We start from the raw sequence: 26,439 nt of genomic DNA, 5'->3' as shown, positions 1-26,439 counted from the left end.
AGGCGCAGTGTACTGAAGACGATATCCAACGAAGACCTGATGAGCAGAATAGAAAAGAACATCAACCGGACGAATTTCATTATTGACGGCCATCCGTGATTGAGTGACCGACGGAGAATCCGGCCCGCGCTGACCGCTGTTTAAGCTGCCGAAGCTCGGGAAACAGGCTGATCGCGATGCGTCTGGCACTCAGGAAGCGGGACGATACTCGCGTGGCGGCGTACCAGAGCGCTGCGAGGTTGCGAAGACGAAGCGCTGGCGTGATGCCTGCTTCGTAGCTGATCGACGGAATGCTGCGAAGCTGTCCATCGACCAGCGATACGCGCACGGAAGCTCGATGTTGGCGGGGAACAGCCGAAAAAGGTAACGCGATGGTTTCCTTGAGCAACCGGTGCATGCTGTCGTAGTGGTGACGGTTCTTTCGACCGGAGGTAATCGAATCGGACCGAAGCCGTCTTTGGAATAGGGGCTGAGGCAGAACAGTAACGCGCAGACTTCGCTCCGTCAGCAATGCAACGAAGAAATGATTGTCTTCGAACACCATGCCTTCGATAAATCTCAAGTGACCAATAACATCGCGTCGGGCGATATAACAGCAGGGCGATGTAAAGAAACGGTTCTGCGCCACGGACTCGGCCAGCACTTCACCACTCGGCAACGGAGAGGCAACCGCGGGCCTTCTGTAATATCCCTTGTATAGCGGATAGTCGGGCGATTGAATAGGAAAAACGTCCGCGTCGAACAGCACAATATCCGCATTGTGTGCCTTGAGACTCGCATAACAGCGTTCGAGCATATCGGGCACGATCTTGTCGTCGGCATCCATGTAGTAGAGATATTCGCCCGTCGCCAGATCCGTTCCGGCGTTTCGAGCCGAAGAGACGCCCTGATTGTTTCGCGCACTGTATGTGAATCGTGAGTTCAGTCGGCAAAAGTCGCGTGCGATTGCGCCGCTTCTATCGGTGGATCCGTCGTCAATCAGGATCACCTCGAAATCCGTAAAGATCTGCGCGGCGATGCAATCAAGCGTCTCCTGCAGAAAGTGCTCTACGTTGTACACGGGGACGATGATGGAGAAAGTTGTCATGATGGAAGACCCTCGTTCAGTGCCAGCTTTGACTCGCGTTCTTCTGCGGACGTGTTCCTCAGTGACAGACAGCGGCGCAGGAAGAGAAGATCACCCGTCACGATCAATACGGCGATATACAGGATGGTTAGCGTGGCGATCTTTCCGACAAGAGTTGCGATGCTGAAGTCAGCAGGGTGAATGAAGCATTGCGCTGCAACGCACGCGGCGAGTATCAACGCGGTCCCGCACAGAACGCCTGCCGACGGACGGAAAAAGCAGCGCAGCGTTTCGCCAAATCCGTAGCGGATCAGAATAATGTAGGCTTGAATGCCATTGATGAAGAAGCTGCCAACCAGCAGCCAGCAGAACAGCACCAGGCTTCCAGACAACGCGCCAGCGATCATGGCCCCAACACTGCAACAGGCGGACAGCAGTCCCGATAGAGAGAGGAGATCGGTGCGCCCGATGGCCTGAAAGATTGCTCCGCTCGACGACAGGACAACCTGAACAGGTATCGAGAGGCTCAGAATGGAAAAGAGCGTAGCGGCGGCGATCCACTTCTCGCCGTAAGCCAGCAGAATGATTTCATGGGAACACAGGTAGCACGCCGCGCCGACAAAGCCACCGGCAATCGACAAGATCCGGACGACCTGCCGATACGATGCAAAGATGGTGCTCCTGTCGCTTTGATGCACGGCATAAATGGGTTGCAGCGCAGGCGAGATGATCTGCGTGAGGTTCGATATGGGCATTAGCATGAGCCGGTATGACATGTCATACATTCCCAGCAGATTCCCGCCCATCAACTTTCCGATTACGAGTTTGTCGAGATTCCGGGTGAAATAGTTGACGATGGTGAAGGCGAACTGATAGCCCGAGTACGTCAGGACATTGCCGATATGGCGGAAGTCTGGGCGTGTGAACGGATTAAAGCGGCTAGCAATCAGGCAAAACGTCAACATAAACGTCGCGTACGAAACGCTCTTGGTCGCGAGCGCGGCGACACCCCAGCCTCGGTACGCAGCACCAATAGCGATAACGCCGGAAAGGAGTGCTGAGGCGACTTCGACAACGACAATCGACCGGAACTGCTGCGCTTTGCGCAGTAGCGCCAGAGGCACGATTCCCCAGCATGACAGCGCGATCGACGCCGCCAGATACTGTGCAAGTGACACGTAGCCGGTTTCTCGATAAAAGCTGCCGATAACGGGGCCGCTCAGCGCAAAGACAAGGCCGAGTAGAGAACCAACGCCAACTGTCATCCAGAACAATGCAGATACCGCAGACGGTTGCAGTTCCCGAAACTGGACGATCGCTGGCCCTAACCCCATTTCGCTGATGAATGAGAAAAACGTGACCAGTACCGCGAGTACCGCGACGACCCCGAAGTCGTGAGGATTCAGCAAGCGCGCCAGTATCCCCGTTACAACCAGCTGAACGGCGATATTGCTATAGCGCCCAACGAAATTGATAGAAACACTTCTTTGTATTGCCCCGTTTAGATTCGACATATCTCGTTGTTATTGGACACTCGGCCCATTTCAAATGGGTTTTATGTGCTCGCGCCGATGGTGAAAGATCAGCGTCGGCAATTTTCGACAGGTTGTTAAAGCAACGACCATGCCGATTTCATCCAGCCGCACATTGACCGGCAAGATCGCACTGCATGCCCGCACGGACGGGCCCGGCAGGTCAGAGCGGTTTCCGCGAGCGTTCGCGATCACGCGCCTGTTACGTAACTCGCATATCGCAGCCCCTGCCGTAACGTAACAGCACGCGGTCGCTGAGCCAGTCACACGGCCAACTCAATATGCAAACGGTGGAAAAGCCACATAGTTGGCAGAAGAAGCCAGTGGATTAGCTGCGAGTCGCGCCATGTGCATGGCTGGCACGACATGTGCTCACTACGAGCCCCGAGCAAAACGTAGGAAGAAAAGACGGCCGGCAGCACACGCGATCCAGGTTGCGGATTCACCGGAAACGTCGAATGACACAACACACCGACAAGGGTCAAAAAAAACAAGTCGGGAAGAAGAAAGCCGGCGGCGGGAAGAGAGCAGCAGGCACTACACGAAGAACGAATGTCGGACCGGCTAACCATTCACGCGCCGGTCTGTTTGCTTAAGGGGAAAGCAAATTGAATCCTGGAATCCGCATCCAGCTGTTGCGGCTGGTGGATGTTGTCAGCATCATCACTTGCGCCGTCGTGGCGTTCGTTCTGCGTCTGTCCGGTCCTGATGTCCACCATGCCTACGCGACCTGCACATCGTTCTCTGCGGTGCTCGCGTTGACGCTGTTTCCCGCGATGGGCGCTTATGAATCGTGGCGCGGGCGGTCGTTACCGGGGCTCGCAAGCAGGCTGATGCTGGCGTGGCTAGCCGTGCAAACCTGCAGTCTTCTGCTGATGTTTTCGCTTCACATCACGGAGAACATTTCTCGCCTCTGGTTTGCGTCGTGGACTGCGATGGCCGCTGCATTGCTGACGGCCACGCGATTCGTCGCGCGATCCGTGCTGCGTCAGATGCGACGCGCAGGCCACAATCTGCGAAACGTAGCGATCGTCGGCTCTGCCACCCAATGTGCGCGCGTGTTAGGCACGATTGGCCAGTACCCGGGCAGTGGCTTTCGGGCTGCTGCTGCTTTGCATCTGAATACTTCGGCAGGAACCGCGAATAACAACGTGCCGATATTCAATGAACTGTGCTCGTTCGCCGGTCATGTGCGAGCAAGTCAGGTCCGTGAAGTGTGGCTGGCGCTATCACTGTCGGATGAGAACCTTGTCGCTGCCGTGGCGGAGGAGTTTAGCGGCGACCTGATCAATATCCGCTTGATCCCGGATGTGAGCAGCTTCGCACTCTTCGGTGGATCGACAACGGACTTGCTAGGTGCGCCGGCACTCAACCTGTTCGGCTCGCCGCTCGATTACGCGCCGCTGCTGAAAGAAGTGTTCGACCGCGCCTTCGCGCTCGTGTCGTTGCTATCGTTGGCGCCATTGATGCTTGTCATTGCCGCGCTGGTCAAGATGTCGTCGCCTGGCCCCGTGTTTTTCATGCAGCGCCGACAAGGCATGGATGGCCGGGTCTTCAGGATCTACAAGTTCCGCACGATGTATGTGCATCAAAACGACGACGGCGTGGTGAAACAGGCAGCCCGGGGCGACACGCGCATCACTCGCGTGGGTGCGTTTCTGCGGCGTACGAGTCTGGATGAACTGCCCCAGTTTCTGAATGTACTGCGCGGCGAAATGTCGGTGGTAGGGCCGCGTCCGCATGCCATCGAACACGACGAGATCTATCGGAACTGCGTCAGCCACTATATCCAGCGCTACCGCATCAAGCCGGGCATAACGGGTTGGGCTCAGGTCAATGGATATCGCGGAGAGACCGATCAGATCGAAAAGATGCAGAAGCGCGTTGAGCACGATCTTTATTACATCCGGAACTGGACCTTCTGGCTTGACCTGCGCATTGTTCTTTCCACCATTGCCAAAGGATTTGGTGGCACCAACGCGTATTGATGGGCCTAAGTAGTTAAAAAAAGAAACTACCCGTTGCGATGCGACGGGTGGCTAAACACTAAAAATGAAGAGAGCTGCGGGGGCAGTTGATCGTGCAAATACAAGAAAAGGCAGAGCCGACGAGGGCAATGACGACGCTCGTTCGCGCCATTGGATGGGTGAGCGCTTGCGTGGCGTTGAGTGCGTGCACGCTAGCGCCGGGCATGCGTATGGCAAGCCCGGCCAGCGTTGTGGCCACTAGCGCGACGGGCGATCAGGCAGCGCAGCAACTGAATGTGCCGATCACGCCAATCGATCTTGCGCTGATCAGGAAAATGCAGGAAGTCGACGCGAGCGAGAGCGCAGGGCTTAATGCAGAGCTCACGGCGAAGCTGGGCACCTATCGTTGTGGTGTGGGCGACGTGCTTCAGATCACCGTGTGGGACCATCCGGAACTCAACGCCGCATTGGGCGCGCAAGCCATGGCTGCGCAGAACAGGCCATCCGATCCCGCACAAGGGTTCGTGATCGATAGTCAAGGAGACGTTCAGTTTCCTTATGTCGGCAATCTGCGTGCGGCGGGTTTGACTGTCGAAGAATTCACGCGGCAACTGTATGCGCGTCTCTCGACCGTATTCATCAAGCCGCAACTGACCGTGCGCATCGCTTCTTACCGTTCGCAACAGATCTACGTCGACGGCGAGGTCAAGTCGCCTGGACCGCAACCGGTCAACGATATCCCGATGAGTCTCTACGAGGCTGTGGGCCGCGCTGGCGGGTTCCTCCCGACGGCCGACCAGAGCCGCATGAACCTGATCAGAAACGGTGTGACCTATCGGTTGAACCTGTCGCAAATGATCGCAAAGGGCATCAACCCGGCGGATGTCGTTTTGAAGAACGGCGACTTGCTGCGCGTTGTCTCGCGTGATGAAAACGGCGTGTTCGTGATGGGCGAAGTGATCAAGCCAACCACGGCCGTGCCGCTCAAAACGGGCAATCTGAGCTTGAGCGATGCGCTGTCGCAGGCGGGGAGCATCAACTCGACGAGCGCAGATGCGGCGCAAATCTATGTAGTGCGCGGAACGAAACAAAGCGAAATCAAGGTGTTTCACCTGGACGCGCATTCGCCCGTTTCGATGGTGCTTGCCAACCAGTTTTCCCTGCAACCGCAGGACATTGTTTATGTCGACGGCAATGGCCTCGTGCGATTCAGCCGCGTGCTGCAACTGCTGCTGCCCGCCATCAACTCCGCATTGACGGGCGCGATTATCACCAAATGATGAGCGAAATTCTCTTTATTTGTGAGGGCAACATTTGCCGAAGCCCGATGGCGCAGAGCCTGATGGCGAGCGCGTTGCCTGAGACCAGTGTTGCATCGGCGGGTTTGAATGCGATGGCGGGCCATGGGGCTCATCCGATTGCCGTGCGCCTGATGGCGCAGCGAGGTCTGGATATTAGCGCGCATGTGGCTGTGCCATTGGTGCCGGAGAAAGTGCACGCGGCGGAGATCGTCCTGACCATGACGCAGGCGCAACGCAAGCGCGTCGAACTGGCTTATCCATTTTCCGTGGGAAAGGGTTATCGGGTTGGACACAGGACGCAAATCGATATCGACGATCCCTATCGCTTTGGGGAGGCGGCATTCGAAGCGTGCATCGCGGACCTTGAGCGGGCCCTGCAATCGTGGCTGCACGTTCTCGCCAAACATACTGCATAAGCTATGGAACTACTCAATAAAAACCAGCGTATCGCGTTGCCGGGCGAAGATGATGTCGACCTGTCCGCTTACCTTGCCATTGTCCGGGAGAAATGGCGTGCGATTGCGGCACTGACGCTTGCGGGCGCATGCATCGGCGCCGCGTATGTATTCGTCGCGCGCCCCGTGTATAGAGCGGACGCGATGTTTCAGATCGAAGAGAGCATGGGTTCCGAGCAGAGTCTGCTTGGAAATCTCGCATCCGTGTTCGACACAAAACAGACGGCTGCGTCGGAAATCGAGGTCATCAAATCACGTCTCGTCGTCGATCAGGCGGTGCGCAAGCTTCATCTGGACATCTCGGCACAACCACGCTATTTCCCCGTGATTGGCTCGGTGATCGCGCGGCATATGCGTGCCGATGACCTGGCCGCGCCGCTATTTGGCCTGTCGAGATTCGCCGCCGGCGGCGAGGCCATTTCAGTCAGCCAGTTCGATATTCCGCGCGAGGACTACGACGAGCACTACGTTCTGATCGCGCGCGCGGAGGACACCTACGACCTTCTCGATCCGCATGGAACCGTGTTGCTGCACGGAAAGACGGGCGTTCTTGAGCACAGTAACACCGTCGACATCTGCGTTGAAAAACTGGTGGCGCGTCCCGGCACGGAATTCAAGCTCTCGCGTGCTTCCATGCTCAAGACGACGGAAGCTTTGCAAAAGGCGTTATCGATCGACGAAAAAAGCAAGCAGGCCGACATCATTCGACTGTCTCTCGATGGGACCGATGCGAAGCTGACTTCCGAGACGGTCAATGCCATTGCGCAAGCCTATCTTCAACAGAATATCGACCGCAAGTCGGCTGATGCAGCACAGGCATTGGATTTTCTCAATCACCAGTTGCCACAACTGCGGCAAGAACTCGAGAAAGCCGAGACTCGCTACAACGAGTTCCGCAACCGCAAAGGGACGGCAGATCTGGCAGAAGAATCCCGGCTGCTATTGCAGCAGGTGGTGGACAACAAGGCCAAAGCGGTCGAATTGCAGCAGCGGCGTCTGGAACTGAGCCAGCGCTTCGCTCCGACGCATCCTGCCGTGGTATCGCTCGATACGCAGATCGCAGCGTTGCAGGCACAGCAGGAATCGCTCAACAAGGGCATCGCGAGTTTGCCCGATACGGAGCAATCGGCGCTGCGTTTGCTGCGCGATGTGCGCGTCGACACGGAGTTGTATACGAATCTGCTGGATAGCGCACAGCAGTTGCGGATGACCAAGGCGGGGCAGATTGGCAGTGTGCGCCTGGTGGATGTGTCCGTCACGCCGGAAACGCCGATTGCGCCCAAGGTCCCGCTGGTACTTGCGTTGGCGACGCTGCTGGGCCTCATGGGTGGCACGGCATTTGCCTTTGTGCGCAGAGCCATTCTAGGTGGCATGGAGAGTTCGGACGCGATTGAAGGCACCTTGGGTGTGCCTGTGTTCGCAGTGGTCCCGCGCAGTATTCAGCAACGAAGAATTGATCGTCATCGTAAATCGGGTAAGTCCGCGGGCTTGAGCATACTCGCGACGGCTGCGCCAGACGACATCGCCATTGAAGCCATCCGGGTGCTTCGCACGGCACTGAAGTTCGGTCTCGGCGATTCGACCAACAACATCATTGCATTGACGGGCGCGCGGCCCGCAGCAGGCAAATCGTTTGTCGCGCTGAACCTGGCTTCCGTGCTTGCCAGCGAGGGCCGGCGAATTCTTCTGATCGACGCCGACATGCGCCGCGGCACAGTAGATCAGGCGCTGGGCATCGCGCAATCGCCCGGTCTTTCGGACGCCATCAATGGTCACGATCTGAATCGCGCCATTGTTCGGGAGGTCACGGCGGGTGTCGACGTGTTGCCGCGCGGCTCGAACAACGCAAATCCTTCAGAGTTGTTGTCGCGTGACCGTTTCGAACAGTTGCTGGATACGTGTTCTAAAGCGTACGACTTCGTAATTGTCGATACGCCGCCCGTGCTGGCTGTCACCGATCCCGTGCTGATCTGCAAACACGCGGGTATTGCGCTGCTGGTCTTGCGTTTTGGCCAGAGCCCGGCAGGAGAAGTGCTCGATGCGGCAAGCAGGTTGCGTCACGGCGGTGTGACGATCAAGGGTGCATTGCTGAACGGCATGCCGCACCAGCGCAGCCAGTATGGCGCGAGCTACTACAGTTCGCTCGAGCCGCGCCGCCGGATTCAGAAAATCACTCAAATCAAGGCGTAAATACCATGAACGCGCGAGTGGCCGTCATTATTCCGACCCGCAATCGCCGCGCCTTGCTGGCGCGCGCGCTCGAGTCTGTATTCAGGCAAACGTATCGTGACCTCGTCGCTGTCGTAGTGAATGACGGATCGACCGATGACACGCGCACGTTCCTCGATCAGATGGCACGCCAGGAACCCCGACTCATCGTTCATCACATGGCACCGTCAACGGGTGCGCCGTCGGCGCGAAATTACGCCATTGCCAACACCGACGCTGAATTCGTGACGGGTCTGGATGACGATGACGAATTTTTGCCTGACCGGATCGAATTCCTGATTCGTTCGTGGAACGCGTCAGGCAATGACAGGGATCTGATTTCGTGTCTTTTCACGGAAAGCGTCATGACAGATGGCGTGCATGCAAGTGTGACCGTCGATCGCAAAGATATTGTGAGTTATCGGGATCTCTTTACGCACAACTTCATCGGCAATCAGATTTTCTGTCCCCGAGAGCGGGTTCTATCGGTTGGCGGCTATGACCCGGCGTTACCCGCCTGGCAGGATCTGGAAATGTTCATGCGACTGGTGCGTCGTTATGGGCCAGCGCGCAGGGTGCACGCACCCACTTACGTTTGCCATGTGGATCGACGGCCGGACCGGATTTCGGCGAATGCGGAATCATTGCTGCGGGCTTTCGAGCTCATCGCTGGATAGCATGCGCGTGTGCCTGATCATTTGCATCATCAACTGTTCATGCAGATCTTCTCGGCTTTCTACGGTACCAAACCGATGATAGGCGACTGGGCAAGGCTTCTGAATTGGCGCGCCAGTCCGACGCTAATGCTCAAGATGTTGAAGTCGGACCTGCGATACCGGGTGCACGCGTTGCGTCGTGTCAGAGCGATCTAGAAAGAGACTGAACAAAATGAACACAGGCGAACGACAAATGGGCTCTCGCAATCCGATCAATGAGCGCTTCACGGGCTTGGGCGTCGTGACGATCGCCATTGGTGCGCGACGTTATTTGCGGCAGGCGGAGATTCTGTCGATGTCTTTACGACGGAACATGCCAGGCGTGCCGATTGCCATTGTGTCGGACAGCGAGAGCATGAGAGCGCACTGCGATGTACTGATCCCCGTCGATCATTCCATGCCGATTGCAACCGCGCAGAAACTCCTGCTCGATATCTATACGCCGTTTGCCGAGACGTTGTTTATCGACTCCGACTGCGTCGTTGCCCGTGACTTTAGCGAAGAACTTGCTGAAATCAGAAGGTATCCGTTCAGTCCTGTCGTGCAACAACTGACGCCCGCCAATGGAGTGGACGAATACTTTGAGCATCTCGGTGCAGCGTTGGAAAAAGTCGGGGGCACGGCATTTCCAAAATTCAACGGCGGCGTGTACTACTTCCGGCGATCAGCAGAGGCGCGCGCCGTGTTCAATCTGGCGCGTGAGTACTTTCGCGACTACAAGCGCTACGGTATCAAGGTATTCGACCGGGGCGGACCGGGTGACGAAACGGTGATTTCATTGGCGCTCGCCCGACTCGGCATGCTCGATCTCTACACCGACGGCGGATCGTTAATGCGTACGCCAACGGGATTGCAGGGGCGCTTGCATATCGATCCTATCGCCGGGTATTGCCGCTTTCGGCGCGCGGAAGGTGTCGTGCATCCCGCGATCTGTCATTTTGCGGGCCATTATCTGCTCATGCCCGAGTACCGGCTCGCAGAGGCCGCCTTGCGTCGCGGCGTGACGCGGGTTGAATTGCCGTACCGCGTTCGCGTGCTTGCCTTCGTGGCGGCGCACGCGGCGAGATTGCAGCGTTTCGCAGTGTATCGGATGCATGGTCTCAGCAGACGGCTTGATCGTGCGCTGACGCTTCCGTGGGCCAATTGAGGGCGCCGCGCAATGCACCCCAATCTGCGTCGTCGGCGCGTGTCGGCCTGTCTCGCAGCTGCACCGTTTGCAGTGGCGATGGAACATGTTGCTGCTATCGCTTCGCCGGCTAACGAGCAGCGCGAATGCGGATTCGAGCGGCCTTTTTCGGCGCGCTCGATGTGGAACGCGAGACCACTCAATCCGGTTCTGGGAACGGCGGCGATTCCGGCGAACGGCAATCGTGCTTATCTGGAGCAGGGCAAATATGGAAGCCGGCTGTTCCGTGCCACATCGTCAGATGCACCCGTTGTGATCGGCGGGGCGGTTGATTCCGATGGACCATGGGTATCTGACGAACTGCGTCATCGACCCGTGCTGATTCCGCGCTTTCCAGCCGATACGCAGCCAGCAGCCGGCACGGATGGTCATTGCGAAATCTATGACGATGCGGACGGGCGCCTGCATTCGTTCTACGGACTCGCCTACGATCGTACGTCGCAGCAATGGCGCGCCAAAAAGTACTGTGTTTCGGATGCGACGGGAAGCGGCTGGGGATCTCCGTCGCGACCGGATGGAACGCGTGCGTCGGGTGTGTCGACGGCGGGTGGCCTGCTGCGTATTCATGAAGCAGAGGCGCTCGTGTTGCGTCATGCGCTGGCCGTCGCGGCGGACGCCAATACATTGCGTAGCGGTCCGGCATTTCCGGCCACACTGGAGGATTCGGATGGACGCCGGCGCTACACGGGGCGTTTTCCAATGGGCACGTTATTCATGCTTCCGCCAGATTTCGAAGAAACATCGCTCGTGTCGTCGCATGCGCGTGTGATAGCCGGTGCGCTCAAAACGTATGGCGCGCGACTGGTTGATCAAACGGTCGGAACGTTCGCGTTTTACGGCGAAATCGGCGGTGCGTGGTCGCAATCGGTTAGCGGTGGAGTGAAATGGAATACAGCGTGGGCTGAAGACCTGACGCGTGTGCGTGACGCATTGCGACAGGTGACGTCGCAGGACGGCTGGATTGACGCGAATGGTGTGGCCTTCAGGCCCGAGTCATGGTCCGACATGAATCTGCTTTCGATGCGCGGTCCGTGGCAGTGCACTGGTGGAACTGCCACGCATGACGCGGGATTCGACACCGATAGCGGATTGTTTGTGTTCCCGGAATGCAGTACGGGATCGACTTACCGGAAGCTGCTGTATCAGCGTGACGATACAAAACCCGATGGATGGTTCAGATGGCAGAACGCAATGCGATGGTACGTCAATCCGCAACCCGGTGATGCTTACATGATCAGGGCATCGGGATTCGGCGAATGTAGTGCGACGATCGATATCCGCTCGGCCGACGGCGCGCGCAGTATCCGAGCAATCAAACCACTGCGCGTTGGCGAAACCGCATTGATCGAGATGCCGCCGGAAGGCGCCCAATTGACCATGGTCTATGTCGCCAAACCGCCCGGTCCGGCTGCGGGCATTCGACTGGAATGGATCAGGCGCACGTACTGAAGAAAACGAACGGGGGAGTCATGCGGGTTGCGTATGTGGTCAATCAGTATCCGAAGGTCAGTCACAGCTTTATCCGACGGGAAATACTCGCGTTGGAGAAACTGGGCGTGAATGTAGCGCGTTTCGCATTGCGCGGCTGGAAGGACGATCTTGTGGATGCGAGTGATGTGTCCGAGCGGGAGCGCACCGAATATCTGCTGCGCGATGGCGTCCTGCCGTTGCTATCGGCACTCGTTCTACAGATTGTGCTTAATTCCTCGCGATTCCTGCGCGCGCTTGGGCAAACGCTCAGGATGATTCACCGGACTGATCGAACGCTGGCATTGCACGCGATTACGCTGGCAGAAGCGTGCTATCTCGCGCGCCGGATGAGGGGGCGCGATATCACGCATATGCATGCGCATTTCGGCACGAATTCGACAGAGGTTGCGATGCTCGCATCCACACTGACGGACATCCCCTATAGCTTCACGGTGCACGGTCCCGACGAGTTCGATAAACCGGAATTTATCAAGCTTGCCTTGAAGGTTCGCCATGCGCGTTTCGTCGTTGCCATCAGCGACTTTTGCGCGAGTCAGATCTATCGATGGTCCGCGTATCAGGACTGGAAGAAAGTGGCCATTGTCCGCTGCGGCATCGACCCGGATTTTGGCGCGGCGGCGTACATTCCGCCGCAAAGTCCGCAGCGACTCGTTTGTATCGGAAGGCTCGCGCCGCAGAAAGGGCACATGCTGCTGGTTCAGGCAGCCGCGAGAGCAAGCCGCGATATTGCGGATCTCGAGATCACGCTGATCGGCGATGGCGAAATGCGCGGTGAAATAGAGTCCCTGACGCAGTCAGAAGGACTGACCAGCACGATCCGTTTCGTCGGCTGGAAGGATACGGAAGGCGTGCGGCGTGAACTGGTATCCGCACGAGGCCTGGTGCTCGCGAGCTTCGCGGAAGGGCTGCCGATTGTGATCATGGAAGCCATGTCATTAGGTCGCGCAGTCATTGCGGCAGATATTGCCGCTATTCCAGAACTGGTGCAAACCGGTGAGACAGGCTGGCTGTTTTCGCCGGGCTCGATGGAATCGCTTTCGAGTGCAATCACGCAATGTCTCTCGACAACGGAAGCCGATCACGTTGCGATGGGCGAGCGTGCGCGCAAGGTGATCCAGCAACGGCATGATCAGGACCGGGAGGCGTCCGTCCTCGCGAAGCTGTTTTCGGGGCAGGTGACGGTCGCCAATCTGAGAGGCGCACAATGACGCACTTCATCGATGTACTACTGGTCGGTTGCTCGATGGCGGCTCTCGTGCCTGCCTTGACGTTGGCGGCACAAGTCGTGGCTGCGATGCTGGCGCGAAATGCCTACAAGAATCGCGCAACCAGCCAGCGAGGCCGCGTGGCGATCATCGTGCCTGCGCACAACGAAACCAGAATGCTGCCGGGCACATTGGCTGCGCTGTTTCGCCAGATTGGCGGTGGTGACCGCATCGTCGTGGTGGCGGACAACTGCTCGGATGATACTGCACAGGTAGCGGAAACGCTCGGTGCCGAAGTGGTCATTCGCAACAACGACGTACATCGCGGAAAGGGCTATGCAATGGCGCGTGGAGTCGAATATCTGGCTCGCCATTGTCCGCCTGATGTCGTGGTGTTTGTCGACGCCGATTGCCTCGTTGCGCAAGGCGCGATTCAAAAACTTACCTCGGCGGCGCTGTCCACAGGGCGTCCTGTTCAGGCTCGCTATCTGTTGCAGGCGCCACCGCGTGCCGGACTCGGCGTGCGTGTCTCCGAATTTGCAGTGCGATTGAAAAACCATATTCGTCCATCAGGCGGCGACTTACTCGCCATGCCGTGCGGATTGACGGGTAGCGGTATGGCGTTTCCGTGGAGCACGGTTCGTAGTGTCGAGCTCGCGACCTCGAACATCGTTGAAGATCTCGCGCTCGGAATCAATCTCACGCTTATGGGGCACTCCCCCATCTACTGTGCAGACGCGCTCGTGACCAGCCCACTCCCGCTAGCCGAGTCGAGTCACACCAATCAACGAAAGCGTTGGGAGCAGGGGCATCTTGCCACTATTGTGCGCAAGGTTCCGACCTTGTTGATCTCAGCCGTGCGCCAGCAGTCATGGAAATGTTTTGCTGCGGCGCTGGATCTGCTCGTGCTTCCACTCACGTTGTTGCTGCTGGTGCAATCCGCGCTTCTCGTTGTCGACCTTTTGTGGACAGGGCAAGGCGGAAGCGGATGGCCACTGTCGCTCCAGATAGTTTCACTGCTGCTTATCTCTGGTTCGATTTCGATTGCGTGGCATATGCACGGCCGCGATCTGCTCACCGTCAGAGATTTTTTCTATGTCCCTCTCTACGTCATGAAAAAGATACCAATGTACTGGCGGATAGGTATGGGCGATCGGGTCGGCTGGACCCGAACGGAAAGAGATTGAGTTGCGGTGATTGGACTGTCGAATGTGTGACCGTAACGTGCGCTACAGATTGCCGTAACACATGAAACATGCTGGCGAAATTCACGTCTGGATCGAATGTTTCAGATCACGTCTCGATCTCGCTCGACCGCGCCACGCCTGACGTTTCGAACTGTCGAAAAAAGATGATTTCCCGTGCTTCGCATGGCATGCAATGTGCGTGCATTGTCGCAACGATACGAATAACAACGCAGGCGAACAGATGTCCCGGTTTTGAACAGGGATGGACTGCAAGTTGCGTGTTTCCGGAAGAAGCCGATTGAACCAACACAAAGTACTCTGCGTGATCGGGATGTTGAGTTTTGCCACTCTCTCATACGCTCAGAGCAATGGGCGATCGCAGTCTGATAATGACGTTCGTGTTGGAGCGAAGTCCACGGATTTTTCAAGCTTGGGCGAACCCATCGAATACGAGCAATCGTCTGGATCGAATCTGAACGCGAAACCCGCAGCGGGATTTTCGCGGGATGGTTCGGCGGCTACTTTCCAACGCAACAGAACGAAGACGCGACGCCACACTGCGAATGTGCGTGTGGAAAGCGACCACGTTGATTCTGCTGGTTACAACGATGCGTTCGATGCCGGCGATAGCGAACCACCACAGTCACCGCGTAGCACGCGAGCGAGCAGGAAGTCCGGTCAACGTATAGCAGCCGATGCGATGAGCAGCGATGACGGAAAAGCCTTTTACAGCAGTTCAGCGGACGCGGCCAAGAGTAGTACTCAAGTTTATTCGCAACCGTGGAGAGTCGATCCTTTCTCTGGCGACCATTGATAACCGCGATGTTTTCTACCGATTCCTGATTGGTTAAACGAAGCAGAATTTCAATTATCATGTTTTTATGTATTGATTAGGCATGCGTATAAAACGAGTGATAGATATATAAAATTTGACTTCAATATAATTCACGCGCGGAAAAATAAAATAACCATGAGAGATCAATTCATTGAGAAGACCATTGGTCTGCTCAGGTCGACGACCGTCATCAACTGGGAAGCATCGATACACGACACGGTCGCGTCCCTGCGCGAACAGGCGCAACGGCCTCTCGTCGTTTCATGGGTCAACGCTCATGCAGTCATGCTGGCGAAGTCGGACCGGCAGTTCTTCGACGCGCTATCCAGTTCGGACCTTATTCTTCGAGACGGAATCGGCGTTGCAGTGATGTTGAGAATGATGGGAGTCGATCCGGGCGCGAATATGAATGGAACGGATTTGATACCCGAGAACATTCGAGCGTTTGAAGGGAAAGCAGTAGCCCTGTTCGGAACGGTCGAACCGTACCTGTCCAGAGCGGCCGACGCGGTGCGTCAGATGGGCGGCCGCGTAGTGGCGACACTCGACGGATTTGAATCGCCACAAGCTTATGTCGACCGACTCGATGGTATTCACGTCGATCTCGTCGTGCTGGGCATGGGTATGCCCAGGCAGGAACATGTGGCGTCATTCCTGTCGACGTCGCTAAAGGAAGAATGCGTCATTCTGAATGGTGGCGCGATACTCGACTTTATGGGGCGTCGTTTTCCGCGCGCACCGCAAGTATGGCGAAACCTTCGCATTGAATGGCTCTTTCGCCTCATGCTCGAGCCACGCCGCTTGTGGCGGCGTTATCTGCTGGGCGGGGTGCGCTTTGCCGCTTACTCGGTGCGGGTAGCGGTTGCGGTCCGGACGGTTCGCGGTCTCGTGGCATTGAAGTAGGCGTTCGGCACGTCTGCTTCATGAAATGAGGACTTGGCTCAGGTCTGATTGCCCCACAAGTCGTCAATCGCGCGGATTGCTAGCAGATATCCGTTTGCGCCCGCTCCGCAGATTACCGCCGTGACGGCGGCCGATATTGTCGAATGACGATATTCCTCCGAGCGCGCGTGTATGTTCGTGATATGCAGTTCCACCACGGGACGCTTGACGAGCTTGACGGCATCGAGCACAGGAATCCGACCAAACGAAAATCCGGCTGGATTGATCACCAGTGCAGCGTCTTGCAGGAACGCCTCCTGAATCCAGTCGATCAGTTCGCTTTCGCTATTGGTTTGACGGAATACGCAGTCGAACCGGAGCGTCTCAGCGAGTGCGAGGCAGTTCTGTTCGATATCTTTCAGCGTAGTGCTGCCGTATAGATGCGGCTCCCGTAAGCCCAGCATATTCAGGTTCGAACCATTGAGGATATAGAGTTTGCGAGTCATATTTTTTCAGTGTGTAGAGGAATGTTCGAGAGCGGTGCCTTTGGTTTCCTGCGATACGGCAATCATCAGAAAAGACAGCAGATTCAACGAGCCGCACACAGCGACGATGGCCCAAGGAGAACCGTGAAAGGCATTCAGCAGCGCGACAGCCGCAATCGGCATCGGACCGCCAGTCAGGAGATTGGCGCCTGAATACGACAGCGCTGATCCCGTATAGCGTGCTTCCGTCGGAAACGATTCAGCGAACCACACTGGCTGGATACCACTCTGGAACTGAGTGAAGCCCAGGAACGCGCCCATCACGGCCATGGTCATCGCGATCGAGTTCTGGTTGAGAACCGGGAAATAGATCAGGCAGCAGACCATTGTGCAGAACGAACCGATCATCAGCGCACGTTTGCGTCCTATCCGGTCACTCAGATAACCGCCCGCCAGCGCGCCCACAATGGCGCAGACATTCGCGATCATCAGCAGCATGAAGCCGGTCTGCTTCGGCACGCCGAGATGTTTGGTCAGGTAGCTGAGCGAGAACACCACGATCAGATAAAACAGCGCAGCAGGCCCACAAAAGAACAGTGTCAGGCGAAGCGCAGTGCGCCAATGGTGCTTCAGCACGATGCCGAGCGGATTGGCGGCGCGTGCGCGTACACCCTGCTTGTTGAGCGCCTCGAAGGCGGGCGTTTCGCTGACCTTCCTGCGGATATAGATGCCAAGCAGCACGAGAACAAAACTGGCGAGGAACGGGACGCGCCATCCCCACGAATCGAAGTCGTCCGTTGAAAGCAGGGTCGCCAGCGTAAAGAGCGAGAGATTGGCGAGAATCTGGCTGAGCGGAGAACAGATGCCGAGCAGGCCCGAGTACCAACCGCGTCGCGCTGCAGATGCATGCTCCACTGCCATGAGTTGCGCGCCCGTCGATTCCCCGCCGAGTGCGAAACCCTGGATGATGCGCAGTGAAACGAGCAACGTCGGTGCGAGGATGCCGACCTGCTGGTAAGTGGGCAGCAGGCCCATCAGAAACGACGATGCGCCCATCACCGAGACCGTGATCAACATCAGTTTGCGGCGTCCCCAGCGGTCGCCGAGCATCCCGCAGATAACGGCGCCCAGCGGCCGCGCGGCGAGCCCGGCCCAGAAGCTCGCGAGCGATGCGAGCAGCGAGGCAGTCGGGTCGAGCGACGGGAAAAAGAGCTTTGGAAAGATCGTGGCCGCGACCACGCCGTACAGCGCGAAGTCGAACCATTCGAGCGCGGTCCCGACCGTTGCGCCAGCCACCGCACGGCGCGCCATCAGGTGAGCCTGCGCGGACTGTTCCGCCTCGGCGAGGTCCGGATCAGCGAAAAATGACATGGTGTCTCCTCATTTCGATGTGTTGAAGCGTTCGTTTCTGGTGACGAACAAGTGCTATTGTTTGCGCTGCCAGAAAGGGGTGTTCCGCAGCGGAACTCCATTTCGTATCGTGGGAATGACTAGAGATGTCGCTCAAAAACGGCCTGAAAGTTCTCGATTTTCTGGCGTCGCAAGGCGAAGGCGCGGGCCTCGTCGCTATTGCCGACGCCTTGTCGTTGCCGCGCAGTTCGTGCCACCGTCTGCTCACCGATCTCGTCGCGGGTGGGTACGTGCGGCAACTGGTCGATCACAGCCGCTACATTCTGACGATGCGCATGACGTCGAACGGGCTTGAATTCCTGAGTCTGACGGGCATCGCCGATATTGCGCAGCCGATCATCGAACGCGTCGCCGCGCAGACGGGCGAACTGGCGCGGCTGTCGCTGGTCGATGGCGAAGCGATTATCTGGGTGGGAAAGGCAGATGGGCAGCGCGTCGGCTTTCGCTACGATCCCGACATGGGCCAGGCCGCGCAACTCTCGTGCACGTCGACAGGACATGCGTGGCTGATGACGATGACCGATGAACAGGCGCTCGCGCTTGTGCTGAAGCAGGGTTTCGGACAGCCGAACGAGTTCGGTCCCAATGCGCCGACGACGGTCAAGGCGCTGTTGGGTTTTCTGCATGCCGCGCGCGTGCGTGGCTACGCGATGATCGATGAGGTATTTGCTCCGCGCATGTCGGCGGTGGCGGTGCCGGTGGTGAGCGGATCGCGGTGCGTCGGCGTGATCAGTCTGGCGGGGCCACGAATGCGGCTGACGGTCGAAAAGATCCACGAATACGCGTCCCTGCTGCTCGAGGCGGCGAATGAACTGGCGCAGCTGAGCAATATGGCGGGATTCCCCAGTCGGCCGCCGCTCGGCAAGGGTTGATTCGATGCCGGCGCACGGCATTCTTCGATGCGACAGGTCAGTTCCGGTCCAGATAGGGTAGAGAAAACAACCGGTTCCTCACGATCGATGCCGCGCCAATCGCGGCGCCATCGGGTCCGAGTCGGGTGATGAATATCGGCGGCGGGCTGAATCCATGCAGCAGATGAGTCGCCAGCAGTTTCTTGACCTTCGCTTCGACGCGCGGAAATAGCGCACTCAACGGGCCGCCCAGCACGATTTTCTCGGGGTCGAGCAGATAGACGAGATTGAGAAACCCGGTGGTGAGCACGTTCGCCCACTCATCGAATGTGCTTTCGAGTTCCGGCGTGTTTGCATCATTGTCGATGTTCGCGAGCCATTTCAATCCGTCATTGAGACTGAGATCTTTGGGCAGAAATGGGCGAAAGCGCTCGTAGCCCGCAAGCAGTTCGAACGTCTGCGTGCCGATGGCAGCCGGTGTGGCGCCCATCACCATATGGCCGAGTTCGCCCGCGTAGCCGCGCGCACCTTCGACTATCTGACCTCTCTGAACAATGGCGCCGCCGAGACCTTCGGTAAGCAGGATCAGCAGCATGTTCCTGGCATCTTCTTCACGCGCGATGGTGCGCTCGGCGGTCGCGAACGCGACGGCGTCGTTGCATACGGTGACTGGCCATTGCATGGCCTTGCAACCGGACAGCATCGCTTGCAGCGGAACATCGCGCCAGCGCAGGAACGGCGCGACGACAACCCGCCCGTCGTGATCGACGAGTCCGGGCACGCTCACGCAGACGCCTTGAACCCGGTCGGGATCGACGCCCGTGTCGGTCAGCAGACGCGCGGGCAGGACGGCAATCTGTTCGACCACGCGTTCGACGTTATCGGCGTGCGCTTCGACGGACTCACTGAAGCGGTGTGCGACGCGCATTCCCAGGTCGATCAGCACGGCCGTCAAGGTCAGGCTGGAAATGTCGATACCGATTGTGTACGCCCCTTGGGGATTGAGCCGCACGCCGGAGCCCGGCCGTCCCGGGCGCGCGCCTTCCGACCGCTCGGACGTCTCGACCACCAGCCCCGATTCGATCAGTTCCTTCACGGCGTGGCCAATCGTGGCGCGCGTCAGACCCAGCTCGCGCGACAGGTCCGCGCGACTGAGCGTTGCGCCACGCCTGAGTTGCCGCAGACAACGCGCTGTGTTGATGTGGCGCAGCAGCATCGGCGTAGTGGGGGCTGCTTCCGGGAGCGTGCGTTCGGAGACGCGCTTGCGCGCTTGCGAAGTCTCAAGGCCGTCGATCAACGCCTCAGGTTCAACCACAGCGCGAGGCGGCTGGCTGTCGATGCTGGCCTCGCGGGCGGCCTTGCGCATCCGGTAGAGATAGCTTTTGAGCGTGGCCGTCGTGATGGCGAAGCCGTTCTCGTTCAGCGTGCGCACCACGTCCGCGATGCGCGCGCCGGCGGCGAGGCGTTGCTCGATTTCCGGCAAGACGCTGCGCAGTCGGGCTGCCTTCGTGTGAGCTTCGATGTCGTCGATAGCCGAGCGAAGCGATCGGGTGGCATTCATTACGTGATTTCCTGTCAATTCAGTGCATTCTAATTGCATCCATTTTGATTTTCAAATGCATCTTTTTGCCAGAATTGAAGGTGTTAACCCCGCTTGAACGTCAAGTTAGTTTGTTTAATATGCAAACAAACGGGATGCAGATGAAGTTGCCATCGTTGGCGAGGCGAGATGAGCTGCAGCGCCGCCGACGCATTCCGTTCAAACCAACCTCCATCGGGAAACACCATGCTCAAACACATCGACCCGCTTCTTGGCCCGGAACTGCTGTCCGTGCTGCGTGCAATGGGCCACGGCGAGGATATCGTCATCGTCGATCGCAACTATCCGGCACTCAGCGCGGGTCCCGCCATCATTCGCGAGGATGGCGCAGACGGCCCGCGTGTCCTCGATGCGGTCCTGTCAGTATTGCCGCTCGACAAGGGCGCGCAGGCGATCACACGCATGGAAGTGCGCGATCAGCCGCAAGAGATCCTGCCCGTAATGAGCGATCTGATGAAGGTGGCAAAATCACACGCACAGCATCTCGAAGTGGACTCGCTGCCTCCGGCTGAATTCAAGGCGCGAGCGTCGAAGGCGGTTGCGATCATCGTGACGGGCGAAACGCGTGTGTACGGAAATATCCTGCTGCGCAAGGGCACGCTGCCCGTTTGAGGTTGCATCGCTGCAACTCTGTCCGGTTACTCGAAAGGCGCTTTCATGACTGACGTTTCAATGCATCTGCGGTTCTCGGCTGCCTGCGCAATTGCGCGTGAGGCAGGTTGTCTGATTCGCGAACGCTTCCTCGCTCGCGACGAGGCACTCAACTTCAAGTTCAAAGGTCCGCAAGACTATCTGACCGAAACGGACGGCGAGGTGGAGAAACTGATTGCAACGCGTATCGCCGAAGCATTTCCCGATGACGCCTTTCTTGGCGAGGAAAGCGGCGGCCAGGTGGGCGAGCGTCTATGGATTGTCGATCCCATCGACGGAACGGCGGACTTTGCGCGCGGCGTGCCGTATTTCTGCGTGTCGATTGCGTATGTCGAGCATGGCAAGACGGAGATCGGCGTGCTGTACGACCCGATGATCGATGAGCTTTTCGTTGCACGCAGAGGACATGGCGCGACATTGAATGGAAAGCCCATCAAGGTCAGTCCAGTTACCGACATACGGCAATCCGTTGTGGAACTCGGCTGGTCGGCGCGCACGCCGTTCGAACGCTACACGAAGCTGCTCGGGAAACTCAATGCACAGGGTGCAGGCGTGAAGCGTCGCGGCTCGGGCGCGCTGGGCCTCGCTTATGTGGCGATGGGGCGGCAGGACGCCTACTGTGAGTTGCATATCAATGCGTGGGATGCCGCGGCCGGTGTGCTCCTCGTCGAAGAAGCGGGCGGCTGGACCAATGACTTCCTCACGCAGGCGTGCCTCACAGAAGGCAATCAGGTGATCGCGTGTACGCCGTCTCTTCGGGACGTACTGGAAACGACGATCAAAGAAACGCCATGAAGCGCGTTGAAATTCACGCACAGATGATTGAATCAAGAGTCGGATGATGTCGAACAATCCAATGAACTGCTTCTCTCTGGACGGAGAGATCGCGCTCGTCACGGGCGCGACGCGAGGCATCGGCCTTGCGTGTGCGAAAGCCCTTGGCAAAGCGGGCGCTGCCGTTGCGCTCGGCTGTCGCGACGTGCAGGCGGGTACGTCGATCGCAGCGGCGCTGCGTCAAGACGCTATCAACGCGATTGCCGTTCCGATGGACATGCTCTCGCTCGAATCGATCGGGCAGGCCGTCTCACAGGTCGAATCGGAGCTGGGGCCGCTGACCGTTCTGATCAACAACGCGGGACACAGCCGCCCGGCGCCCGCGATGGATGTCACCTCCAGCGACTACGACGCGATGTTCGATCTGAACGTCAAAGGCGCATTTTTCGCGTCTCAGGCGGCTGCGCGCCAGATGGCAAAGCGCGGCCGCGGGTCGATCATCAACATTGCGTCGCAGGCAGGACTCGTCGCGCTGGATGGCGAGCCGGTCTACTGCATGACGAAGGCCGCCATGATTCATATGACGCAGTGCCTTGCCGTCGAATGGGCGCAGCATCACATACGCGTCAATGCAGTTGCGCCGACGTTTATTCGCACCGACAGCACCAAAGGCTGGCTCGAGAACGAGACCTCGCTGAATGGATTGCTGGCGCGGATTCCGCTGCGTCAGATCGGCGAGCCGGAGAACGTGGCGGAGCCTGTGGTGTTTCTTGCATCCGAAGCGGCCGCGCTGATCACGGGCGCCACGTTGAAGATCGACGGAGGCTGGACAGCCGTTTGAGCATGAACCAGCGGACACCGGTGAATGCCGGGTCCGCATGGAAAGCCGCACGCTGACCGCGGCGTGCACAGCAGCTATCAAGGCGCGGTCGGACACAGATAATCCAGAGTTGGAAGGAGACAATCATGAAAAAGCTGATCTATTCGATGTTAATTAGTTTAGGAATGCTACTAATAGCACAGCAATCGAAAGCTGATGAACCCATCAAAATCGGCTTTCTCGTGAAGCAGCCTGAAGAGCCATGGTTTCAGGACGAATGGAAGTTCGCCGAGATCGCCGCGAAAGAAAAGGGCTTCACGCTGGTGAAGATTGCCGCGCCGTCGGGCGAGAAGGTCATGAGCGCCATCGATAACCTCGCGGCGCAGAAGGCACAAGGTTTCGTCATCTGCACGCCTGACGTGAAGCTCGGTCCAGGCATCGTCGCTAAAGCAAAAGCAGACGGTCTGAAGATGATGACGGTTGACGACCGCCTCGTCGACGGAACAGGAAAGCCGCTCGCGTCTGTGCCGTACATGGGCATTTCTGCCTCCGAGATTGGACGGCAGGCCGGCGAGAGCATTGCATCGGAAGTGAAGCGGCGCGGCTGGAACATGAACGAAGTCGGCGCCATCAACGTGAGCTATGACCAGTTGCCGACGTCGCACGATCGCACGGCTGCGGCAGCGGAGGCGCTAGTAACGGCCGGTCTGCCGCGTGCGAACGTGATCAACGCGCCGATGAATCATCCCGACACCGAAAACGGCTTCAACGCCGCGAATATCGCCATCACCAAGCATCCGCAATTCAAACACTGGGTCGCATTCGGCCTGAACGACGAATCGGTGCTGGGCGCGGTGCGCGCTGCAGAAGGTCGCGGCATCAAGGCGGACAACATGGTCGGTGTCGGTGTGGGCGGCTCCGATTCGGCGCTCAACGAGTTCAAAAAGCCGCAGCCAACCGGGTTCTTCGGCACGGTGATCATCAGCCCACGGCGGCACGGTGCGGAAACGTCCACGCTCGTCTACGAGTGGATCAAGACGAGCAAAGAGCCCCCGTTGCTGACATTGACGACGGGCATGCTCGCCACGCGCGACGACGTGAACCAGGTGCGGGAAAAGATGGGCTTGATCGTCAGCAAGTGAGTGATGGCCGAGTGATGGATCGGCGAAGCAAAAACGGGAGGCATCGTGTCGTTGCTGCGTGTTGAGAACGTGTCGAAAGGTTTTCCGGGCGTGCGTGCGTTGTCGAGCGTGTCGTTCGATGTTCGCGCCGGTGAAGTGCATGGATTGATGGGCGAGAACGGTGCAGGCAAATCGACATTGCTGAAAATTCTCGGCGGCGAGTATCAGCCGGACGCGGGCAGGATACTGATCGACGGCAATGAAGTGCGCTTTGCCAATGCAGCAGCATCGATCGACGCGGGGATCGCCGTGATTCACCAGGAACTTCAATATGTTCCCGATATGAGCGTCGCCGAGAATCTACTGTTGGGCCGCCTGCCTGTTTCCCGTGGCTGGTTCAGCAAGTCGCGCGCGGTGTCGGTTGCGAGGGAAAGGTTGCTGGCAATGGGCGTCGATCTCGATCCCACGACGAGCTTGCGCAAGCTGTCCATTGCACAGCGTCAGATGGTCGAAATCTGCAAGGCGCTCATGCGGGACGCAAAGATCATCGCACTGGACGAACCTTCGAGTTCGCTGTCGCATACGGAAACGGAAGTACTTTTCAGGCTCGTCAGGCAATTGCGGCAGGAGCAGCGCGCACTGGTCTATATCTCGCATCGTATGGATGAGATCTACGCGCTCTGCGACGCATGCACGGTGTTTCGCGATGGCAGGATGATTGCGACGCATGCTGAACTAAAGAAGTTGCCACGTGCGACGCTCGTGCGTGAAATGGTCGGCCGCGACATTGCGGACATCTATCACTACAGGAAGCGGACGCACGGCGACGTGAGATTCTCGGCTAGCGCGTTGCTGGGAAAGCCACTCGCAGAGCCTGCAACGTTTCAGGTTCGTCGCGGCGAGATCGTTGGCTTCTTCGGTCTCGTCGGTGCCGGACGAAGTGAGTTGATGCACCTCGCGTACGGCGCAAGAAAACGCGAACAGGGAACGATCAAACTCGACGGACAGGCGGTTCGCATCAACGGTCCACGCGACGCGATTCGCCACGGCATCGTACTGTGCCCGGAAGACCGGAAAGAAGCGGGCATCGTCGCGATGGCGAGTGTCGCGGACAACATCAATATCAGTTGCCGCAGGCATTCGTCGCGGGCAGGCATGTTTCTGAACAGGAAACGGGAAGCACAGATTGCCGATGGTTTCATCCGGCAGCTTCAGATCAAGACCCCAAGCCGCCGGCAGAAGATCCGGTTTCTGTCTGGCGGCAATCAGCAAAAAGCGATCCTTGCGCGATGGCTCGCGGAGCCTGACATGCGTGTGGTGATTCTCGACGAACCGACGCGGGGCATCGATGTCGGCGCAAAGCATGAAATCTACGACGTGATCTACACACTGGCCGAACGCGGTTGCGCGGTCGTGGTGGTGTCATCGGAATTGCCGGAGGTGCTTGGCATTTCGGATCGGATCGTTGTGATGCGCGAAGGATGCATCGCGGGTGAACTCGATCGCGACTTGGCAACGGAGCAAAGCGTGCTCTCGCTTGCATTGCCTGACAGATCACGTTGATCGCAGTCCCACGTCGGTCAATCAACGTTATTTCCAAGCTCAAATCTATGGCGCGGTGCGCAGGGCAGCGTGCGCGCTCAGGAGACAGAAGTGCAAACGAATGAACAACTGGGAACAGTCGATTCGCGCAGATCACATGAACGCACGGCAGGCGAGAGCGCCCGTCGATTCAGATGGCGCGAGCAACTCGCCGAGTACAGCCTCGTATTGATCTTCGTTGTCATGTTTCTGGCGATGGCATTCAGTGTCGATCATTTCTTCTCGATCGACAACATGCTCGGTCTCGCATTGTCAGTGTCGCAGATCGGCATGGTCGCGTGCACGATGATGTTCTGTCTGGCAGCGCGCGACTTCGATCTGTCGGTCGGATCGACGGTAGCGTTTTCGGGCGTGCTATGCGCGATGGTGCTCAATGCCACGGGCAGCGCGCTGATTGCAGTCGCTGTGGCCGTGGCGGCCGGCTGCGCCATCGGCTTCGTGAACGGCGCGGTGATCGCTTACCTTCGCATCAACCCGCTGATTACGACACTGGCGACCATGGAGATCGTGCGGGGTCTGGCGTTCATCGTTTCGCACGGGCAAGCCGTGGGTGTGTCGTCGGAAGGGTTCATTGCATTCGGCGGGTTGACGCTGTTTGGTGTCTCGCTGCCTATCTGGGTGACGCTGGTCTGCTTCGTCGTGTTCGGCGTCATGCTGAACAACACCGTGTACGGACGAAACACGCTTGCAATCGGCGGCAATCCGGAAGCGTCACGGCTCGCGGGGATCAATGTCGATCTCGTGCGCGTGACGATCTTTCTCGTGCAAGGCGCCGTGACCGCGCTGGCGGGCGTGATCCTCGCGTCCCGCATCACATCGGGACAGCCAAACGCAGGAGAAGGCTTCGAACTCAACGTGATATCGGCGTGCGTGCTGGGCGGTGTGTCACTGCTTGGCGGCCGGGCGTCGATCTCGGGCGTGGTGGTCGGCGTGCTGATCATGGGCACTGTCGAAAACGTGATGACCCTCATGAATATCGACGCCTTTTATCAATACCTCGTGCGTGGCGCCATTCTGCTCGCGGCCGTGCTGCTTGATCAATTGAAGAATCGGGGCGAGCGCAACTAATTGCAGTGCATCTGCTTGGAACGAAT

General features: G+C 58.2%; 22 protein-coding genes. 17 read left to right on the top strand and 5 right to left on the bottom strand.

Features of this window, described 5'->3' with window-relative positions; genetic code table 11:
- Window positions 1-79: 79 nt before the first annotated feature.
- Window positions 80-1,087, bottom strand: a complete 1,008-nt coding sequence (locus DK391_RS09960) for a glycosyltransferase family 2 protein (RefSeq protein WP_109477844.1) — start codon at window positions 1,085-1,087, stop codon at window positions 80-82.
- On the bottom strand, window positions 1,084-2,580 hold the full coding sequence (locus tag DK391_RS09955; protein ID WP_109477843.1) for a lipopolysaccharide biosynthesis protein: 1,497 nt from the start codon (window positions 2,578-2,580) through the stop codon (window positions 1,084-1,086). The genes DK391_RS09960 and DK391_RS09955 overlap by 4 nt, the downstream gene beginning before the upstream one ends.
- 626 nt (window positions 2,581-3,206) lie before the next feature.
- Between DK391_RS09955 and DK391_RS09950 the strand changes: the two genes are divergently transcribed.
- The 10 genes from DK391_RS09950 to DK391_RS09905 all read left to right on the top strand — a co-directional run bounded on the left by DK391_RS09950 (window position 3,207) and on the right by DK391_RS09905 (window position 16,052).
- Complete coding sequence (locus DK391_RS09950) at window positions 3,207-4,586, top strand: undecaprenyl-phosphate glucose phosphotransferase (protein WP_239482780.1); 1,380 nt, start codon at window positions 3,207-3,209, stop codon at window positions 4,584-4,586.
- A gap of 128 nt (window positions 4,587-4,714) precedes the next feature.
- Window positions 4,715-5,845 (top strand): polysaccharide biosynthesis/export family protein, encoded by a 1,131-nt coding sequence (locus DK391_RS09945; protein WP_239482779.1) that lies wholly within the window; start codon window positions 4,715-4,717, stop codon window positions 5,843-5,845.
- Entirely contained in the window at window positions 5,842-6,282 is a 441-nt protein-coding gene (locus DK391_RS09940; protein WP_109477842.1) for a low molecular weight protein-tyrosine-phosphatase, read from the top strand. Before DK391_RS09945 ends, DK391_RS09940 begins: the two co-directional genes overlap by 4 nt.
- Window positions 6,283-6,285: 3 nt before the next feature.
- A complete protein-coding gene (locus DK391_RS09935; RefSeq protein WP_109477841.1) occupies window positions 6,286-8,511 on the top strand; it encodes a polysaccharide biosynthesis tyrosine autokinase in 2,226 nt (741 codons plus the stop codon).
- 5 nt (window positions 8,512-8,516) lie between these two features.
- Window positions 8,517-9,206 carry a glycosyltransferase gene (locus DK391_RS09930; RefSeq protein WP_109477840.1) on the top strand — a complete coding sequence of 230 codons (690 nt, stop codon included), beginning with the start codon at window positions 8,517-8,519 and terminating at the stop codon, window positions 9,204-9,206.
- 232 nt (window positions 9,207-9,438) lie between these two features.
- A complete protein-coding gene (locus tag DK391_RS09925) occupies window positions 9,439-10,392 on the top strand; it encodes a hypothetical protein (protein ID WP_109477839.1) in 954 nt (317 codons plus the stop codon).
- Window positions 10,393-10,404: 12 nt separating this feature from the next.
- Window positions 10,405-11,880 carry a hypothetical protein gene (locus DK391_RS09920; protein WP_109477838.1) on the top strand — a complete coding sequence of 492 codons (1,476 nt, stop codon included), beginning with the start codon at window positions 10,405-10,407 and terminating at the stop codon, window positions 11,878-11,880.
- 20 nt (window positions 11,881-11,900) lie between these two features.
- Window positions 11,901-13,130: a glycosyltransferase gene (locus DK391_RS09915; protein ID WP_109477837.1), complete on the top strand. Its 1,230-nt coding sequence runs from the start codon at window positions 11,901-11,903 to the stop codon at window positions 13,128-13,130.
- Window positions 13,127-14,314, top strand: a complete 1,188-nt coding sequence (locus DK391_RS09910; protein WP_109477836.1) for a glycosyltransferase family 2 protein — start codon at window positions 13,127-13,129, stop codon at window positions 14,312-14,314. Before DK391_RS09915 ends, DK391_RS09910 begins: the two co-directional genes overlap by 4 nt.
- Window positions 14,315-15,284: 970 nt before the next feature.
- Entirely contained in the window at window positions 15,285-16,052 is a 768-nt protein-coding gene (locus tag DK391_RS09905; protein WP_162600768.1) for a WecB/TagA/CpsF family glycosyltransferase, read from the top strand.
- Between the two features lie 38 nt (window positions 16,053-16,090).
- On the opposite strand, the gene DK391_RS09900 is transcribed toward DK391_RS09905, so the two are convergent.
- Complete coding sequence (locus DK391_RS09900; protein WP_109477834.1) at window positions 16,091-16,537, bottom strand: type II 3-dehydroquinate dehydratase; 447 nt, start codon at window positions 16,535-16,537, stop codon at window positions 16,091-16,093.
- Window positions 16,538-16,543: 6 nt separating this feature from the next.
- Window positions 16,544-17,827 (bottom strand): MFS transporter, encoded by a 1,284-nt coding sequence (locus DK391_RS09895; RefSeq protein ID WP_109477900.1) that lies wholly within the window; start codon window positions 17,825-17,827, stop codon window positions 16,544-16,546.
- 185 nt (window positions 17,828-18,012) lie between these two features.
- Between DK391_RS09895 and DK391_RS09890 the strand changes: the two genes are divergently transcribed.
- A complete protein-coding gene (locus tag DK391_RS09890) occupies window positions 18,013-18,798 on the top strand; it encodes an IclR family transcriptional regulator (protein ID WP_109477833.1) in 786 nt (261 codons plus the stop codon).
- A 37-nt stretch (window positions 18,799-18,835) separates the two neighbouring features.
- On the opposite strand, the gene DK391_RS09885 is transcribed toward DK391_RS09890, so the two are convergent.
- The gene (locus tag DK391_RS09885) at window positions 18,836-20,338 is read right to left on the bottom strand and encodes an ROK family transcriptional regulator (RefSeq protein ID WP_162600767.1); all 1,503 of its coding nucleotides are present in this window, start codon (window positions 20,336-20,338) and stop codon (window positions 18,836-18,838) included.
- 225 nt (window positions 20,339-20,563) lie between these two features.
- Here DK391_RS09885 and DK391_RS09880 point away from each other — a divergent pair, with 225 nt between their 5' ends.
- The 6 genes from DK391_RS09880 (at window position 20,564) to araH (ending at window position 26,413) form a co-directional block, all read left to right on the top strand.
- A complete protein-coding gene (locus DK391_RS09880; protein ID WP_109477831.1) occupies window positions 20,564-20,989 on the top strand; it encodes an RbsD/FucU domain-containing protein in 426 nt (141 codons plus the stop codon).
- A 45-nt stretch (window positions 20,990-21,034) separates the two neighbouring features.
- Window positions 21,035-21,823, top strand: coding sequence for an inositol monophosphatase family protein (locus DK391_RS09875; RefSeq protein ID WP_109477830.1), 789 nt, complete (start codon window positions 21,035-21,037; stop codon window positions 21,821-21,823).
- Between the two features lie 61 nt (window positions 21,824-21,884).
- Window positions 21,885-22,643, top strand: coding sequence for a glucose 1-dehydrogenase (locus tag DK391_RS09870; RefSeq protein WP_204117327.1), 759 nt, complete (start codon window positions 21,885-21,887; stop codon window positions 22,641-22,643).
- A gap of 146 nt (window positions 22,644-22,789) precedes the next feature.
- Window positions 22,790-23,764, top strand: coding sequence for an arabinose ABC transporter substrate-binding protein (locus tag DK391_RS09865; protein ID WP_239482784.1), 975 nt, complete (start codon window positions 22,790-22,792; stop codon window positions 23,762-23,764).
- A gap of 42 nt (window positions 23,765-23,806) precedes the next feature.
- Entirely contained in the window at window positions 23,807-25,306 is a 1,500-nt protein-coding gene (araG, locus tag DK391_RS09860; protein WP_109477828.1) for an L-arabinose ABC transporter ATP-binding protein AraG, read from the top strand.
- A 108-nt stretch (window positions 25,307-25,414) separates the two neighbouring features.
- The gene (gene araH / locus DK391_RS09855) at window positions 25,415-26,413 is read left to right on the top strand and encodes an L-arabinose ABC transporter permease AraH (protein WP_109477898.1); all 999 of its coding nucleotides are present in this window, start codon (window positions 25,415-25,417) and stop codon (window positions 26,411-26,413) included.
- Window positions 26,414-26,439 lie beyond the last annotated feature (26 nt).

It is taken from the genome of Paraburkholderia sp. C35 (assembly GCF_003121405.1).
Taxonomy (GTDB): domain Bacteria; phylum Pseudomonadota; class Gammaproteobacteria; order Burkholderiales; family Burkholderiaceae; genus Paraburkholderia.
The sequence above is the reverse complement of the archived record's forward strand: the minus strand, read 5'-3'. Positions and strand labels throughout refer to the sequence as shown.

Coding starts and splice junctions, on each gene's coding strand:
- DK391_RS09960 (WP_109477844.1), bottom strand. CDS start 1,087: ATGACAACTTTCTCCATCATCGTCCCCGTGTACAACGTAGAGCACTTT.
- DK391_RS09955 (WP_109477843.1), bottom strand. CDS start 2,580: ATGTCGAATCTAAACGGGGCAATACAAAGAAGTGTTTCTATCAATTTC.
- DK391_RS09945 (WP_239482779.1), top strand. CDS start 4,715: ATGACGACGCTCGTTCGCGCCATTGGATGGGTGAGCGCTTGCGTGGCG.
- DK391_RS09940 (WP_109477842.1), top strand. CDS start 5,842: ATGATGAGCGAAATTCTCTTTATTTGTGAGGGCAACATTTGCCGAAGC.
- DK391_RS09935 (WP_109477841.1), top strand. CDS start 6,286: ATGGAACTACTCAATAAAAACCAGCGTATCGCGTTGCCGGGCGAAGAT.
- DK391_RS09930 (WP_109477840.1), top strand. CDS start 8,517: ATGAACGCGCGAGTGGCCGTCATTATTCCGACCCGCAATCGCCGCGCC.
- DK391_RS09925 (WP_109477839.1), top strand. CDS start 9,439: ATGGGCTCTCGCAATCCGATCAATGAGCGCTTCACGGGCTTGGGCGTC.
- DK391_RS09920 (WP_109477838.1), top strand. CDS start 10,405: ATGCACCCCAATCTGCGTCGTCGGCGCGTGTCGGCCTGTCTCGCAGCT.
- DK391_RS09915 (WP_109477837.1), top strand. CDS start 11,901: ATGCGGGTTGCGTATGTGGTCAATCAGTATCCGAAGGTCAGTCACAGC.
- DK391_RS09910 (WP_109477836.1), top strand. CDS start 13,127: ATGACGCACTTCATCGATGTACTACTGGTCGGTTGCTCGATGGCGGCT.
- DK391_RS09905 (WP_162600768.1), top strand. CDS start 15,285: ATGAGAGATCAATTCATTGAGAAGACCATTGGTCTGCTCAGGTCGACG.
- DK391_RS09900 (WP_109477834.1), bottom strand. CDS start 16,537: ATGACTCGCAAACTCTATATCCTCAATGGTTCGAACCTGAATATGCTG.
- DK391_RS09895 (WP_109477900.1), bottom strand. CDS start 17,827: ATGGCGCGCCGTGCGGTGGCTGGCGCAACGGTCGGGACCGCGCTCGAA.
- DK391_RS09890 (WP_109477833.1), top strand. CDS start 18,013: ATGTCGCTCAAAAACGGCCTGAAAGTTCTCGATTTTCTGGCGTCGCAA.
- DK391_RS09885 (WP_162600767.1), bottom strand. CDS start 20,338: ATGAATGCCACCCGATCGCTTCGCTCGGCTATCGACGACATCGAAGCT.
- DK391_RS09880 (WP_109477831.1), top strand. CDS start 20,564: ATGCTCAAACACATCGACCCGCTTCTTGGCCCGGAACTGCTGTCCGTG.
- DK391_RS09875 (WP_109477830.1), top strand. CDS start 21,035: ATGACTGACGTTTCAATGCATCTGCGGTTCTCGGCTGCCTGCGCAATT.
- DK391_RS09870 (WP_204117327.1), top strand. CDS start 21,885: ATGAACTGCTTCTCTCTGGACGGAGAGATCGCGCTCGTCACGGGCGCG.
- DK391_RS09865 (WP_239482784.1), top strand. CDS start 22,790: ATGTTAATTAGTTTAGGAATGCTACTAATAGCACAGCAATCGAAAGCT.